12 protein-coding genes are annotated in these 16854 nt (G+C 43.3%); 10 read left to right on the top strand and 2 right to left on the bottom strand.

Annotation, left to right across the window (positions count from 1 at the left end; all coding sequences use genetic code 11):
- Positions 1-128: 128 nt before the first annotated feature.
- From NSS94_RS06025 to hcp, 4 genes are all read left to right on the top strand, one after another.
- Positions 129-1136, top strand: a complete 1008-nt coding sequence (locus NSS94_RS06025) for a substrate-binding domain-containing protein (RefSeq protein ID WP_165144527.1) — start codon at positions 129-131, stop codon at positions 1134-1136.
- A 34-nt stretch (positions 1137-1170) separates the two neighbouring features.
- Positions 1171-3171, top strand: coding sequence for a cache domain-containing sensor histidine kinase (locus tag NSS94_RS06030; protein ID WP_039269448.1), 2001 nt, complete (start codon positions 1171-1173; stop codon positions 3169-3171).
- Positions 3122-4423, top strand: a complete 1302-nt coding sequence (locus NSS94_RS06035) for a response regulator (protein WP_069010373.1) — start codon at positions 3122-3124, stop codon at positions 4421-4423. The genes NSS94_RS06030 and NSS94_RS06035 overlap by 50 nt, the downstream gene beginning before the upstream one ends.
- A gap of 144 nt (positions 4424-4567) precedes the next feature.
- Entirely contained in the window at positions 4568-5860 is a 1293-nt protein-coding gene (gene hcp, locus NSS94_RS06040; RefSeq protein ID WP_340931532.1) for a hydroxylamine reductase, read from the top strand.
- A 41-nt stretch (positions 5861-5901) separates the two neighbouring features.
- Here the strand turns inward: hcp and NSS94_RS06045 are convergent, their stop codons facing one another.
- A complete protein-coding gene (locus tag NSS94_RS06045; RefSeq protein ID WP_341038937.1) occupies positions 5902-6249 on the bottom strand; it encodes a helix-turn-helix domain-containing protein in 348 nt (115 codons plus the stop codon).
- A 353-nt stretch (positions 6250-6602) separates the two neighbouring features.
- Between NSS94_RS06045 and NSS94_RS06050 the strand changes: the two genes are divergently transcribed.
- From NSS94_RS06050 to mmsB, 6 genes are all read left to right on the top strand, one after another.
- Positions 6603-7103, top strand: coding sequence for a hypothetical protein (locus NSS94_RS06050; RefSeq protein WP_341038939.1), 501 nt, complete (start codon positions 6603-6605; stop codon positions 7101-7103).
- A gap of 259 nt (positions 7104-7362) precedes the next feature.
- A complete protein-coding gene (locus NSS94_RS06055; protein ID WP_341038941.1) occupies positions 7363-9462 on the top strand; it encodes an ATP-dependent nuclease in 2100 nt (699 codons plus the stop codon).
- Positions 9447-11516 (top strand): UvrD-helicase domain-containing protein, encoded by a 2070-nt coding sequence (locus tag NSS94_RS06060; RefSeq protein ID WP_341038943.1) that lies wholly within the window; start codon positions 9447-9449, stop codon positions 11514-11516. The genes NSS94_RS06055 and NSS94_RS06060 overlap by 16 nt, the downstream gene beginning before the upstream one ends.
- Positions 11517-12018: 502 nt before the next feature.
- Complete coding sequence (chvE, locus tag NSS94_RS06065; protein WP_336077296.1) at positions 12019-13104, top strand: multiple monosaccharide ABC transporter substrate-binding protein; 1086 nt, start codon at positions 12019-12021, stop codon at positions 13102-13104.
- Positions 13105-13136: 32 nt separating this feature from the next.
- Positions 13137-14687 carry a multiple monosaccharide ABC transporter ATP-binding protein gene (mmsA, locus tag NSS94_RS06070; RefSeq protein WP_029516133.1) on the top strand — a complete coding sequence of 517 codons (1551 nt, stop codon included), beginning with the start codon at positions 13137-13139 and terminating at the stop codon, positions 14685-14687.
- Positions 14671-15834 carry a multiple monosaccharide ABC transporter permease gene (gene mmsB / locus NSS94_RS06075; protein WP_023987351.1) on the top strand — a complete coding sequence of 388 codons (1164 nt, stop codon included), beginning with the start codon at positions 14671-14673 and terminating at the stop codon, positions 15832-15834. The genes mmsA and mmsB overlap by 17 nt, the downstream gene beginning before the upstream one ends.
- A gap of 105 nt (positions 15835-15939) precedes the next feature.
- Here the strand turns inward: mmsB and NSS94_RS06080 are convergent, their stop codons facing one another.
- Positions 15940-16839, bottom strand: a complete 900-nt coding sequence (locus NSS94_RS06080; protein WP_069011529.1) for an SDR family oxidoreductase — start codon at positions 16837-16839, stop codon at positions 15940-15942.
- Between the last annotated feature and the right edge of the window lie 15 nt (positions 16840-16854).

Below are 16854 nucleotides of genomic sequence, written 5' to 3' on the forward strand. Positions count from 1 at the left end.
GCCACCTGAAAGTAAGAAGAGTGAAGTAGTTCCAATTTGATATGATTGCGTTTACAATCTAAGTGAAACCAGAATAAATTAAAGTGAATTTATAACTTAAGGATACACACAGGAAAAGGAGAGGAAGGATGAAAAAAACGCTGCTGGTATATATGCTGTTGATTGCGGCCTTTGCTCTCTATGTGTTCAGGTATGAACAAACTGGCCCGTTGAATGGTACTTGGGAAGATAAGGGGCTACGAGGCAGCATCGGAGAAACCTATATGATGATTACCTTCCAGTCTGGCTTGGAGTATTGGAAAAGCGGGCTCAAGGGTTTCGAGGATGCAGGAGATGCTTTGGGAGTGACTGTGGAGTATCGGGGAGCTACCCGTTATGATGCGCAGGAGCAGACGACCGTTATTGAGCAGGCGATTGCTCGTAAGCCCGCAGGGATTGCCATATCAGCGATTGATCCTCACTCTCTGATTCCGGTAATTAATAAGGCGCTGGATGCGGGCATTCCTGTGGTACTGTTTGATGCCGAAGCGCCGGGGAGTCGGGCGTATTCTTTTTTGGGCACGGATAATTATAAGGCGGGCGTGACCGCTGCGGATAAAATGGCAGAGCTGTTGGGACGAGAAGGTCAAGTCGCTGTTTTGACGCTACCCGGTCAGCAAAATCATGAGGAACGCTTGCGTGGCTTTCGCGATACCATACAGCGGCAGTATCCTGCCATGAAGGTGGTGGAAGTAGCGGATGGCCGCGCAGACGCGATGGTTTCCCGGGATGAGTCGCAAAGGCTGATGAAAGCTTATCCGAAACTGGCGGGCATTTTTGTGACCGAAGCAACGGGAGGAACAGGTGTAGGTGAAGCGGTACTGAGTCAAAAAAACAGCCACCCGCTGAAAATCATTTCTTTTGATACGAATAAAGCGACATTGGATATGATTCGTGGTGGCACAATCTCGGCAACAATTGCCCAGGGAACATGGAATATGGGCTATTGGTCGCTTCAATATCTGTTCCATCTGCATCATCATTTGACGACTCCTGCGCCCTCTTCCACCGGAGACAACACTCCGCTGCCCGTGCGGGTAGACACTGGAATCTCTGTTGTCACCCAGGCGAATGTAGATGATTATTATGCGAAATAAATTTTGGAAGCGTATCCAGCTAGGAGTGCACCACATGATGCCGCGGTTACGCTTGCGCAATATGCCCTTACGCTATCAGCTCATGCTGCTGTTCCTGTTGTTTGGCATTGTACCTTCGCTGGGATTAGGTCTGCTGGTCAATTGGACGGTGGAACGGATTATTGAGCGGCAGGTGGAAGACCATACGATGCAGTTGATTGGCAAGGTAAACGAAGCACTAGACACCAAAATGGAAAATTTGCAGAACATGACGTATCTGATTGCTTTTAACCCCGATATCGGGGAGTTCTGGAAAGGGAAGACGCTGGCTGACGGCCACGCAGGTCATGCGAGTGTAATAACACCGGAAAACCAGGGGGAGCAGACTCAGAACTCGGCGCAAAATCAGGCTCTCAGCTCCAAGCAGGCATTAAGTTCTGTACAGGAGCAGGATACGCTGTATAAAATGAAGCAATTTTTGCAGGGCTATACTACGTTATATCCTGAAATTGCAGGGATTCTGATCGTGAACGAAAAAGGCGACTATATCAGCAACGAAATGTATGCTCGAAGCACGCGTAGCCTGACGGAAGAAGATTGGTACCAACAGGCGGCGCAGCATGCAGGCATATTCACTGTGCTAGGACAGCCGAGCCACCGTAATGTGACCACTCATGTCCGGTACAAGGACAGTGAAATTGTCTCCGTCGTTCGTTCGGTTACGGATTCGGAAACCGGACGCGTGCTAGGCGCGATAATGATTGACCTCAAGCTACGGGCTGTGTCGCAGGCCGCCAGAGATGTAACCTTGGGCAAAAGTGGGTATTTAATGGTGACAGATGCTGAGGGACGCAGCGTGTACAGGCCGGATATGCCTTTGATTGAGCGCATTCCACCGCAATGGTTCGGGGCAGGTGACAGCGGGATGTTTACCCGTGAAGCTGGGGGCAGAGAATTGCTGTTCATGTTCAGGGCTTCTGAATTCACGGGCTGGAGAACCGTAGGGGTATTCCCGGCACGCGAATCTACACTGGAAGTGCGGCAAATTCAGTTCTATGTCGTCTGTTTTGTTTTCATTGTATGTCTATTTGGCTTAACGGCATCCTTGCGATTGTCGAGTTCCATTGCGCAGCCAATTTTCCGGCTGATGTCCTATATGCGGACAGCAGAGACAGGGGATCTCACAGTTCGCCAATGGAGTGACCGTGGGGATGAAGTTGGAATGCTGGGGCGGAGCTTTAACCGGATGCTGGAGCAAATTCGCCGTCTCATGTCACTTAGTGAACTGAGGGAACGGCAAAAACGGGATGCCGAGCTGCGCAGCCTACAGGAGCATATTAAGCCCCATTTTCTATACAATACGCTAGATACCATTCATTGGATGGCCCGAAGAAATGGAGCAGACGACGTATCTGACATGGTGGGGGCGCTATCGAGATTGTTCCGTCTCGGGCTGAGCAAGGGAGATGACTTTATTCCGCTGCGCTCCGAGATTGAGCATATATCTAGCTATATGCAAATCCAGCAAACCCGCTATCGTGACCGACTTCGCTGGGAATTGAATGTACCCGACGAGCTAAAGGATCTGTTCGTGTTGAAGTTAATGCTTCAACCTGTAGTGGAAAATGCGATTTATCACGGCATCAAGGCCAGACGTGGCCCAGGCACGATTTGGATAGAAGCTAAAGCTGAAGGCGACAAGCTGCTGCTGACGGTGCGTGACGATGGCGCAGGGATGGCGGCAGAAAGGCTGCGTGAGCTGCGTGAATTGCTGGAAATACCGCTGGAGGCGATGGAAGGACAGCAGAAGCAAAGTGGGGCTAGTACAAATGGTAGAAGCTACGGCATGCTGAATGTACAAGCGCGTATCCGGCTATCTTTTGGTGAGGAATATGGAATTGTACTGGATAGTAAAGAAGGAGCAGGCACCTGCGTGACGATCATTCATCCGCTGCTGCTGGATATGGCGCAACTGAAGAAGCCGCATGAAAAAGGAGAGGGTCAGGATGACGAAATCAAAGGGCAGAGACAACTCAACGACGGTGAGTCTGATTGACCAGGCCATAACGGAAGTGATAACAGGGACAGCACAGCGTTACCAAGTATTGATCGCAGATGATGAGCCGATCATCCGAGAGGGGATACGGGATTGCATAGACTGGGCGGCACTCGGCATGGAGGTTGCAGCTGAGGCGGAGGATGGTGAAGAAGCGCTGGAGCTGGTGGGTCAGCTTCGCATAGATATCATGCTGGTCGATATGAATATGCCGTTCATGGACGGGATTGAACTGATTCGTCGGCTGCGGGAAGTACGTCCGGAGTGCCGCTGTCTAATCATTTCCGGGCATGATGAATTTGCTTATGCGCAGGAGGCAGTCCGACTTGGCGTAGAGGATTATATCTTGAAGCCGGTAGATGCTGAGCAGCTTCACGCTGCGCTGTCACGGCTCGGTCAGCGGCTCGAGGAAGAGCGTAAGCGTGCCGCCTATGTAGAACAAGCTGCCGGGCAGATTGAGCGGAATATTCCGTTGTTGCGCCAGCGGTTTTGCCTGGAATGGCTGGAAGGGCAACATACGGGCATAGATGTCATGGAGCAGTTGGCGTTTTTACGGCTTCCATCGCGGCCGCCTGCTCAGATCGGTGTCGTACGGTGGCCAGCGGCAGAGGCCCGGCAGACGATTATGCGCGAGAATGACCGACAGTTGTTTCTTTTTGCCGCTGAAAATATTATTGGCGAACTGCTGGAGGACCTGCCACATGTGTTGTTCCGCGATGCGAACGGGCTGATCGGCATATGTCTGTGGCAGGAGGCACCCGAGACGATTGGCGCTTCCATAGAGCAGGCGATTGGACGCTACCTGAATATAGCGGTTCATACGCATGTGGAATCCAACGCGGGTGGGCTGGAAGGCGCAATGGATGCGTACCGGATGTGTCGGGATCGGGTGTATGGCGAATCGCAGCTGTCTCCCATCGTACGCCGTGCTCGGCAGCTTATTCAGGAAGGCTACGCCGATCGGGAGTTGACGCTGGAAGCCCTTGCCTCGCGGCTACAGGTATCCGCCGTATATCTCAGCCGCGTGCTGAAAAAGGAGCTCAACGACAGCTTCGTGACCCTCGTCACGCGTGCCCGTATCCGTAAAGCGGTGCAACTGCTGGATTCCACGACGTTGTCTATCTATGATATAGCAGAACGTACGGGATACGACAGTCAGCACTATTTTAGCACCGCTTTTAAAAAGACCATGGGCGTGTCTCCTGTACAGTACCGTAAAGGCGGGGGAATTCAGGAAAATTCGTTGGAATAGGAATAATTGGAATGTGGAATTGTCTTACACTGTCTTATTATGATAAATGCTAAAAAATGTGTGTGTAATCACACCTACGCATTCAGGGGTTTGTTACGCTGGGGATAACGAACAAATATCTATAAATATTTGGAGGAAAACGATATGTTTTGTTATCAGTGTGAACAGACGCCGAGTGGCGGGTGTAAAGTAGTTGGGGTGTGCGGGAAAGATGAGACGATAGCGAGCTTGCAGGATACGATGATTTTTGCATTAAAAGGGATTGCTGCCTATGCGACACATGCTCGCCAGTTGGGCTATACCGATCCTGAGGTAGATCGCATCACGCATGAAGCGTTATATATGACCTTAACCAATTCTAACTTTAATGTACAAGAGCATTTGGAAATGGCGATGAAGGTCGGAAATGCGGCTGTACGGATCATGGATGTGCTGGATCGTGCGCATACGGATCGTTTTGGCATTCCGCAGCCGATTACGGTCAGCCAAAATAAAATCGAAGGCCAATGCATCGTCGTGACCGGACATAATTTATATGCGCTGGAGGAATTGCTGCGGCAGACAGAGGGCAAGGGCATCAATATCTATACTCACTCGGAAATGCTGCCTGCTCACGGTTATCCGGCATTGAAGAAATATGCACATCTCAAAGGGAATATCGGTAAAGCCTGGTATGACCAGCGTAGACTGTTCGAAGAGTTCCCGGGCGCAATTCTGGCTACGACGAACTGTGTTATGCCGATTAAAGGCACGTATGCAGACCGCTTCTTCTCTTATGAAGTAGCCGGGCTGGAGGGAGTAGCCAAGATCATGGACGACGATTTCTCTCCATTGATCGAGCGCGCGTTGGCTCTGCCAGCCGCAGATGTAGAGTCGGAACAGGTGCTTACGACAGGATACCATCACGAGACGGTCATCGGGCTGGCTCCTGAAATTATTCAGGCCGTTAAAGACGGGCATATCCGCCGTTTCTTCGTTATTGCAGGCTGCGACGCACCAGGCAAAGGCGGCAACTATTATCGCGAGCTGGCTACATCCTTGCCGAACGATACGGTCATTCTGACCACATCCTGTGGTAAATTCCGCTTCAATGACGTGGATTATGGAACCGTTGGAGATACAGGGATTCCCCGTTATATTGATTTGGGGCAATGCAACAATTCGGGTTCTACTGTGAAAATCGCTCTGGCATTAGCGGATGCTTTCGGTTGTACGGTGAACGAGCTGCCTGTCAGCATTGTGCTGTCCTGGTTTGAGCAAAAAGCGGTTGCCATTCTGCTGGGCTTGTTCAGCCTTGGCATCCAAGATATTCGCATTGGGCCGAAGCCGCCTGAGTTCATTTCTTCTGGCGTGCTGGATGTACTGGTGGAGATGTTTGGCTTGAAGCTAATTACTACCGCAGAGGAAGATATGAAAGCGATGTTGGCGTTGTCGTAAGAGATTGGTGGGGAACTGCAAAGTGCAGTTCCTTTTTTGTTTCATCGTTCATCGATTCTTATAAAGATGTCCGTAAGAATCTTTAATGCCAGTGCAGTATCTTTGGATTCACGAGTTCTTAGGAGAGTTAAAATGGTTTTTATACTTGAATGTTCTTCGGTAAGCTCATCATTGTCCTTCACATATGTAAGCAACTGATAGACGCCCACGTTCAATGCCTTCGCTATTTTCTCCAGATTTTTCAAAGATATATTTCTCTCCGCTCGCTCAATAAATCCAATATAACTCGAATTGAATCCTGCTTTTTCGGCTAAAGCTTCTTGGGAAAGCCCTTTAGACTTTCGAATATCTCGAATACGTGTACCGACTAATTCCAAAAGTTCTGACATGAATACACCTCTCTATAGTAAGGGTTCTACAAAATCGATTTCAATCGCTCCAAAGTGCAATATATAGACGAACTAGATCATCACGACCTATATATTATTATTGGAAGTCGCTTGTTGGATTTTGCAAAATCCTCTAGTTAGAAGTGTAGAGAAAGAGTTACATCTAATTAATAAGTGTTAGTAAGTAAATTGAATTAAAAACTACTATATAGTAATATTTATTAGGAAGCTTGTCCGGTAGCTAGAAAATTATACATCTTGATGGTTACATATTTGTGCTACGTTGCTCACATTTGTTTCAGGATTTTGCAAAACCCTTATTTATGAAATTTTAATTCAGGAGTTGATTCCCCATGAAACATTACTCCTTAAGTCCCCACCTACATAATGATTCTGATTTCAAATTGCCTAAGTACAGCGACACCTACATATTCAATTGCATGATGGATTTTCAAAAGCTTGCCGAATACCAGATCAAGCTTGCACAGATGATGCGCGACCATCATCAGTTTCAAAACTGCCTCATTCTTTGTGATCGAGCGATGTTTTCTATGGCTAAGGCCATGTATGTTCATCGAAACCAGATCATTCCATCGTACATTCGATCCATGACTGACCTATTCCCTTTAATTCACACAGATGCTGAGCCCAATTTAGATATGGTGCTGTTTATCGGTACGGTACATTATCTGGTTTCGGGAGAGGATGAAGCATCCGAGGAGACGATGAGACAGGAGGAAGTAGACAAGTTGCTTTATAAAACGGACTCTATTCTAGAGTCTCTGTCACAGCGGATCGTAGCTGATCCGTCTAAGCGGTATCCATCTATTTATAAAGAAAATTCGTTCAATTAAATCGTTATTTTATTGTTGGTCACATCATCTACTTTTCCCCATGATCTTATTGCTGGCATACAATATTGACTTTCTCAATATTACTTAAAGTATACATAAGCATAAAAAATCAGTTAGCATATAAGCTTCTTAGTCATAGGGAAAGTATATTTTTTTTGGTATCTATTAACATTCCATGGTACTATTGTCTATAGGTATAGAATGCTAATTTTTTCTGGTTCTATACAAAAGTAGGTCCTAGGACTTAGGGGGATGGACAATGAGATTAAAAGACGTCGAAGTGAAGAATTATAGGTTATTAAAAAATATTACAGGTGACAACAATGTTCATATAGATATGAACACAACTCTAATTGTAGGTAAAAACAATTCTGGAAAGACCTCTTTTACACACGTATTTGAAAGGTTTCTAAAAGATAGAAAATTTGAATGGGAGGATTTTTCTTCTGAGTGCCATAATAACTTTAGAAGTGTTTTTCAAAATTATCTTTTAGCAAAGGAGGATGAGAAGAAAAAGGAGGATTTTTTTCAAACATGTGTTGATGAGCTTCCTTCTATTGAGTTGATCTTGACGGTTGAGTACACCGATCAAGATAATTGGAGTAATATAAAGCCTTTGTTGACAACATTGGACGAATCAAATAGCTTGAAGATTTCTTTTAAATATGGATTGGAACAAATAAATATATTTTTTGAATATTTACACAAAGAGTATGTGAAAAATTCACAAAAAGATATCATTAGTCATATTAAGGGCCTTTATAATAAATATTTTAAGTTGTCTATTAAACCTGTATCAGATGATGTGGAAGTAGAAAAAATTAGTCCCACTGATATAAACAAAATTTTTGGTACTTGTTTCATAGCTGCTCAAAGAGAAGTAGATGATGGGAATTCTAGGAGTAATTCTAAATTATCAAGTGTTTTTCAAAAGGAGTATAAGAATAGATCAGATAAAAGCCCAAGCAATAAACAGACAGAAATAGAAATAGAATCATTAAATGAAGAAATATACAAGGCTAATAAAGGTATTGATATTAAATTAGGTTCCTTTTTTGAAGATTTTATACGTTCTTATTCGACATTTGGTTATCCCAATTTAGATGATACGACTTTGACTTTAAAGTCTAACGTGACAGTTAGTAATCTATTCACTGGCATAAAATTATTCTATAAAGATAATGAGCATTTGCTTCCCGAAAAATATAACGGTTTAGGATATAGTAATTTAATTTATATCATCTCAGAAATTCTTAGTTTTAAATCTACTATAAAAGACAATGGCACTGATTTAAATCTTATTTTTATAGAAGAGCCTGAAGCTCATATGCATCCACAATTACAAAGTGTACTTGTGCAAAGAATTAATGTATTTTTAAATCAAAATGAAATTAACGCCCAAGTCATTATCACTACCCATTCATCTCATATTGTTTCTAACTCTTCTTTTGATAGCATAAGGTATTTTTGTCGGTTCAATAAACAATTAATAGTTAAGGATATGAAGAAATTCACAATCACCGAGAACACTACAGTTCAAGATGATCAAGAAAATAGTTATGATATAGATACTCTTAAATTCTTGAAAAGATATATAACGTTGGTAAAATGTGACATGTTTTTTGCTGACAAGATTATTATGGTCGAGGGATTATGCGAACGTTTACTTATGCCCCTATTCATAAAGGAAGTTGATAACGAAATTGCTTTACTACAAAGAAAAAAAGTACCAATTAAAATTTTGGAAGAACAATATATTTCTTTAATAGAAGTTAGTGGTGCTTATATGCATAAATTCAAAGAATTTTTAGAGTTTCTAGGAGTTAAAACATTAATTATTACCGATATTGATTGTTGCAAATTAAATGAAAGATTAGATGTTAATGGAGAAATTAGAAAATATCCTGGTAAATATGAAATTAAGAGTGACGAGATAAATGAATTGATCACCACTAATCCTACACTCATAAACTGGATACCCCAAACAAGACTCATTAAGGAATTGATTGGAATGCCAAATGAAAAGAAGTTTCAAGAAAATGTGGGAGTGGCTTATCAAACAAATTATTATGCTCAAGATGAGCATAAGATTGGAATAAAGTGTGGAAGGACATTTGAAGAAGCTTTTCTGATAGAAAATACAAAGTATATTTTAGAAAATAAAAGAGAATTAAGTAGTATATATAATAAAATCAAAAAATATACTAATGATAAAGAAATATTCGATAATTCCTACTCTATTTATGAATATATAGATAAATATGATAAAAAATCTAATTTTGCTTTTGATCTGATGTATTTGAAAGGCTGGCAAGTACCATCCTATATTAAGGAGGGACTGTTATGGTTGGCGAAGTAGAACAGCAGGTTTACAGATGTATTGATCAAGAAGAAAGTTTTATTATTGAAGCTGGAGCTGGAAGTGGTAAAACATGGACTCTGGTACAAGCATTGAATTATATTATTAGTAAAAAAGCGAACGAGTATCGAAAGGCGAATAAGAGGATTGCTTGTATCACTTATACAAGGGTTGCCAAAGAAGAAATTATTGATAGAATCCAGGGTAATGAATTAGTAGAAGTCAAAACAATTCATGATTTTTTATGGGGAATTATCAAACCATTCCATAGAGAGTTGAAAGATAAACTTATTGCTTATTTACAAGATAGGATAGATAAAGGTAATGAAACGCTAAACTCCTCCAAAGTAAAGAGTGTAGCATATAAAAAGGCTGAAGAAGCTAAAATTAAAAATCTTGAGCGGATTGAAGCTTTAGGTAAACTAACAGATAAAATACAGTACAAAGAAAATGCTAATTATAAAAAGGGTATTATATCTCACGATGTAATGCTTGAAATCGCTAATCAACTTATTAAGCAGAATAAAGTACTCAAAAAACTTATTCAGGACACTTATCCTGTTATTTTTATTGATGAGTATCAGGATACTAAAGAAGATACAGCTCAAGTATTATTAGACCAACTGAAAGTTGACACTAACATACTGTTTGGATTATTTGGAGACTACCACCAACAGATTTATGAGAAAAGTATAGGTAAAATTGACCCACTACTCTATGGATTAAAAACAATTGAAAAAACGGAAAATTTCAGATGTTCTCAAGAAGTAATTAATCTACTTAATAAATTGAGAGACGATCAACTAGAGCAGAAGCAAGCAGGAGATTCAAAGAATGGAAAGTGTCTGTTTTATTATGTTGACGATGTGAATTTAGATACAGAAGATTTTATTAATCATAATCTTTTATCCAAATTTTCGATTTCAGATCCGTATAATATTAAAAAATTGTATTTGGTTACTAAGGCAATTGCTAAGAAAAATAACTACTTAGAATTACATGAATTGTATGATGAGGATGATAAAGCAACTTTTAAAGTAGGGCAAATTAAACAGAGTTTTGTTCATAGACTTCTTCCAGAGACTCGTCTGAAAAATAAAGTGGCAGAAGAGATTTATGGAATGTTTTCATCTGAATTACAAAATTCACTCAATAACGGAACTCTCTCAAGTAATGACGAAAACTTTCTAAAAGAAATAAATGAAAAAGTAATAAAATCAAAAAAGTTTAATGCTCTTGAAATTTTTGAAAATGATGTTCAGGAATTAAATAGATTAGAATTAGCGTTTCCTATAATTAATCGTCGCTTGTTGGAAAGGTATTTTGTTGATCATTTATCAATATACGGTCGAGCAGAAGGAAGAAGAGAGAAAAAGAAAGACTTTATTTTGAAAAATAAAGATAACAGAGACTGTCCGTTTGCTAATTTTTTATTCGCTATTGAAGAAATGGTTGAGCTGTATCAACAGAACAAGATTCAGTCACTCTTGAGTAAGACTTCATTTAAAATTTCTAAATTACAAGATAAAATAAACTTAAATAATCTTCTGAATGAATTAATACAAAAATCAGCTGAAAGTAAAATTAGCGAAATTTTTAACTTTGTAATTCAGAATAATTTATTGGAAGTCCCTCAAAAACTAAAGAAATACTATGAATTTGAGGTATTGAAGGATTCGTTTTTTTACGATTTAATGAATTTGGAATATGTCCAATTCCAACGTTTATACTATACAGTAAAAGATTCTTCTCCTTTTTCCACTAATCATGGAACAAAAGGTGCTGAGTTTAATAATGTGGTATGCTTTATAAACGATAATGACTGGAAAAGAAGTTATAGCTTGGATGGTTATCTTAGTGAGGTCGATAAGGATCAAAATCAGAGATATAGCAAAACTAAAAATTTATTTTATGTGATATGTTCACGTGCAAAATATAATTTGGCTATTGTTGTTCTATCTAAATTGTCCGAAGAAAGCATTCATAGAGCTAAATTATTGTTCGGCGAAGAAAGCTTTATTTACTATAATGTTCTACAGGACCAATTGTATTAGCGTAGTAAGGACACTTCATGTGCAAAATTCTTGCTAAGATTTAAAAAGCAACAAATATTCGAAACTATAGAAGTTTAATACACAAGGTGGATTGTTACACTTATCATAATAATCAGTCCATTTGATTAATTTTTTGATTTCCGATTTAGAATCTTAAAAAAATCTTATAGGGAACCCAATTAATATTTTTGTACAGAGTTGAGTTTTTGATTAGCTTTGCCAGCGCTACAAACTGGCAAAGCTTTTTTGTATTTTTTTAATCCAATCCCGTCTCCTCCCCCTACACAAAGGTTAAAATTTTATAAAAAAAGTTCAAAACCAGCAAAGACCTTTCCCGGCCTGGAATGATACCATGTGTTTGCACATAAAAAAAGGAGAGGCACTCATTGCCTCACTTATGTAAGCGCTATCTCATCTCAACTCTAATTAGCACTAACCTGAGGATTTGCAAAATCCTTACCTTCAAATTGACCCGCATCACATGAGGAAAGGGGAACTTCATATGAAAAAAGGAGCTGTTGTCGTTTGGCTTCTGGTTTTGGCCCTGATGCTTTCGGCCTGCAATCTGGCGGAGAGTGGAACGGGCAGCAAGGAAAAAGGCTATGTGGGCATTTCCATGCCGACCAAATCGTCCGAGCGTTGGGTAGGGGACGGAGAAAATATGGTCCGGTTGTTTCAGGAGCAAGGCTATAAAACGGATTTACAGTACGCCGAGGACGTGGTGGAAAACCAAATCTCCCAAATCGAAAATATGATCACCAAGGGCGTCAATGTTATGGTGATCGCTTCGGTCGACGGAAACACGCTTACGGATGTGATTCAGAAGGCACACGACCGAGGCATTCAGGTCATTTCTTACGACCGCCTGATTCGCAACACACCGTATCTGACGTATTATGCGACCTTCGATAACTTTAAGGTGGGCGTGCTACAGGCGGCATATATTGAGAAAAAGTTGGGACTCAAGGAAGGCAAAGGCCCTTTCAATATCGAGCTGTTCGGTGGTTCACCGGATGATAATAACGCTTATTTCTTCTTTAATGGTGCGATGTCCGTACTGAAACCGTACGTGGATTCCGGCAAACTGGTCGTGCGCAGCAAGCAGATGACGATGGCGCAGATCGCTACACTGCGATGGGATGGAGCATTAGCGCAGTCGCGGATGGATAATCTGCTGAGTGCCTACTATTCAGGGGCCAATCTGGACGCGGTACTATCCCCGTATGACGGCATTAGCATCGGTATCATTTCATCCCTGAAAGGGGTCGGATATGGATCAGCGAACAAGCCGCTGCCGATCATTACGGGGCAGGATGCGGAGCTGGCTTCGATCAAGTCCATTGTGGCCGGGGAGCAGACGCAAACTATATTTAAAGATACCCGCAAGCTGGCTGAGCAAACGGTCGTGATGGCCAACAGCATTTTACAGGGCAAACAAGCGGAAGTGAATGACACGGAATCCTATAACAACGGTAAAAAAGTCATTCCTGCTTACTTGCTTGATCCGATCTCGGTAGATCGAACGAATGTGGAGAAGGATATTGTCGGCAGTCACTATTACACCAAAGAGCAAATCGGACTGAAATAAGTGTAAGAATCCAACCGAAAGGAGCGTATCCCATGACTGGAATCATTTTGGAAATGAAGGGAATTACCAAAACCTTTCCCGGCGTGAAGGCATTGGAAAATGTAAATCTCAAGGTCAAGGAAGGCGAAATCCATTCCTTGTGCGGTGAGAATGGTGCGGGCAAGTCGACGCTGATGAAGGTACTAAGCGGTGTATATCCGCATGGAACCTATGAAGGGGATATTGTTTTCCAGGGCAAAACGTGTGAGTTCAAGGATATCAAGCAGAGCGAGGAACTAGGCATTGTCATTATCCATCAGGAGCTGGCGCTGATCCCGTATCTCTCGATTGCGGAAAATATTTATCTGGGCAACGAACGCGCCAGCGGCGGCGTGATTGATTGGAAAGAGACTTTTGTGGGTACACGCGATCTGCTGTCCAAGGTCGGTTTGAGTGAGAATCCCAATACATTAGTTACGAACATCGGGGTCGGGAAGCAACAACTGGTCGAAATTGCGAAAGCGCTCTCTAAAAAGGTAAAGCTGCTTATTCTCGATGAACCGACAGCGGCGTTGAATGAGGATGATAGTGAAAATCTGCTTAATTTGATGCTGGAATTTAAAAGACAGGGCATTTCCTGCATTCTCATCTCCCACAAGCTGAATGAAGTCGCAAAGGTGTCGGATTCGATTACGATTTTGCGGGACGGGAAGACGATTGAGACACTGGATATGAAAAAGGATGAGGTCACGGAGGATCGGATCATTAGCGGGATGGTTGGACGTGATCTGACCAGCCGTTATCCAGAGCGTCATGCCGAGATTGGCAAAGTCGTTCTGGAAGTGAAGGATTGGACGGTGTATCACGAGCATCATGCAGACCGCAAGGTGCTGGATCAGGTGAATTTGAACATCCGTCGCGGTGAAATTGTCGGTATTGCCGGGCTGATGGGAGCGGGACGGACCGAGCTGGCGATGAGCGTGTTTGGCAAGTCATACGGACGCAACATTTCCGGTCAGCTGATTAAAGACGGCAAGCCGATCCAGAACAACACGGTTACAGACGCGATCAACAACGGCTTTGCCTATGTGACAGAGGATCGCAAGGAGTATGGCCTCATTTTGATGGATGATATCAAGCGTAATATTTCGCTGACTGGCCTGAACAAGCTGACGAAGGGTGCTGTCGTCAATGAGCAGGAGGAAGTCGTTGTTGCAGAGGAAATGAAAAAAAGCATGAACATAAAAGCACCGAGCATTTTACAGAAAACGGGTAATCTGAGTGGCGGCAATCAGCAGAAGGTGGTGCTGAGCAAATGGATTTTCGCCGGGCCGGATATTCTGATTCTGGATGAGCCGACACGCGGCATTGATGTGGGTGCCAAATATGAAATTTATACGATTATTCATCGACTTGCCGCTGAAGGCAAGGGAGTGCTGGTCATTTCGTCCGAGCTGCCAGAGGTACTAGGTTTGTGTGACCGGATTTATGTCATGAATGCTGGGCGGATCACTGGAGAGGTTAGCCGTGAGGACGCGTCGCAGGAAACGTTGATGAGATATATGACCAAGTCAGGAGGCGTGAAGCATGGAAACCATAACTAAACTATTTAAAAATAACATCCGCCAATATGGCATGATGATTGCGCTGGTCGTCATTATGATTTTGTTCGAGGTGCTGACAGGCGGCCTGCTGTTGAAGCCGATTAATATTACCAATCTGATTCTGCAAAACAGCTATATTCTCGTGCTGGCCATCGGGATGGTGCTGGTCATCATCACTGGACATATTGATTTGTCCGTCGGCTCCATAGCTGCTTTTGTCGGTGCGGTTGCCGCCATAATGATGGTCGATTGGCAGCTTCCAGCATGGATCGCTGTCATTGCATCTTTGCTGGTCGGAGCGTTAATCGGCGCATGGCAAGGGTTCTGGGTCGCTTATGTACGGATTCCGGCATTTATCGTTACATTGGCAGGAATGCTGCTCTTCCGTGGATTGACCATGATCGTGCTGGAAGGTCAATCGATCTCTCCATTTCCGGGGGGCTTCCAGAAAATCAGTTCAGGCTTCCTGCCGGATTTTTCATCTACCGGTTATAACCTGGTATCCATCATTGTCGGCATTGCACTCACGGTATGGTTTATCGTGAACGAACTTCGCGAACGTCGTTCTCAGCTTAAATACGGATTTGAGGTTCCGTCACAGACATTATTTGTACTCAAGCTGATTGTGGTAGCTGCGGTCATCAATCTGTTCACCTTCATGCTCGCGAGCTACGCGGGGATACCTAACATTCTCGTGCTGCTGTTCATACTGATCGTTGTGTACTCCTTCGTCATGAACCGCACGATTATGGGCCGTCATGTGTATGCGTTAGGTGGAAATGAAAAGGCGGCGGGTCTGTCCGGTGTCAAAACGAAAAAAGTAACGTTCTGGGTATTCGTTAACATGGGCGTGCTGGCCGCCATTTCCGGTCTGATCTTTGCTGCACGTCTGAACGCGGCTACGCCGAGAGCGGGTACGAACTTCGAGCTAGATGCCATCGCAGCCTGCTTTATCGGTGGAGCTTCCGCATCCGGCGGGATCGGAACCGTTTTTGGAGCCATTATCGGTGGTTTGGTCATGGGCGTACTGAATAACGGTATGTCTCTGATCGGTCTGGGTATTGACTGGCAGCAAGGAATCAAGGGCTTGGTGCTGCTGCTGGCGGTTGCCTTCGATATTTACAACAAAAACAAAAGATCTGCTTAAGCTCAGATTCGGTATCGTAAAACAAGAAAACCTCCAGTTCCACTAGAAATGTGGATGCTGGAGGTTTTCTTGCTTGTTGGGTCTTGTGGCTATCAGCCAACGAAACTAAGTCGTGACCATTTGGCCGCCGTTTATATGCAGCGTTTGGCCTGTAATGTAGGAACCGTCATCCGAAGCCAGCAGCACATAGGCAGGAGCCAATTCATAAGGCTGCCCGGCACGCTTCATTGGTGTATTGCTGCCGAAGGTGCGAATGACTTCAGGCGACTGTGTGGCCGGATTCAGCGGAGTCCAGATCGGACCGGGAGCAATCGCATTCACGCGAATACCCTGATCGACCAGATTATTAGCCAAAGCGCGGGTGAAGCTGACGATAGCTCCTTTGGTAGCTGAATAATCAATCATATTCTTTTGACCCACATAGGCTGTCACCGATGCCGTATTGACGATGCTGGCCCCAGCCCGCATATACGGCAATGCTTCTGTAGTCATATGGAAGAAGGAAATAATATTCGTATCAAACGTATCACGAAGCTGCTGCTCACTGATATCCAGATACGATTCGCGCACAAACTGAATACCTAGGTTGTTAATCAGGATGTCAATACGACCAAAGGTTTCCATCGTTTGTTGAACAACCAGACAGCAGTTGCTTTTTAGCCTTAGATCCCCCGGAATTAACAAACAACGTCGGCCAAGCCTGTGAATGACATCACGGGTTTCCATAGCATCTCGATGCTCATCGAGATAGGCAATGACCACATCGGCCCCTTCCTTGGCAAATGCCACTGCAACCGCGCGACCAATACCACTGTCCCCACCGCTAATAATAGCCACCCGATCCTGAAGCTTTCCAGTGCCGATATACTTTGGATTATCATAAATAGGGCGTGGAACCATTAGGTATTCCAACCCCGGCTGTCTATATTGATGCTGGGGAGGAAAAGTAATCGGAACTTCTTTACATTGGGTTTCTGTACCGTAATTAGGATATTGCCAATTCATCGATAATCCCTTCTT

The organism is Paenibacillus sp. FSL L8-0644, from assembly GCF_038008165.1.
Lineage (GTDB): Bacteria > Bacillota > Bacilli > Paenibacillales > Paenibacillaceae > Paenibacillus > Paenibacillus polymyxa_D.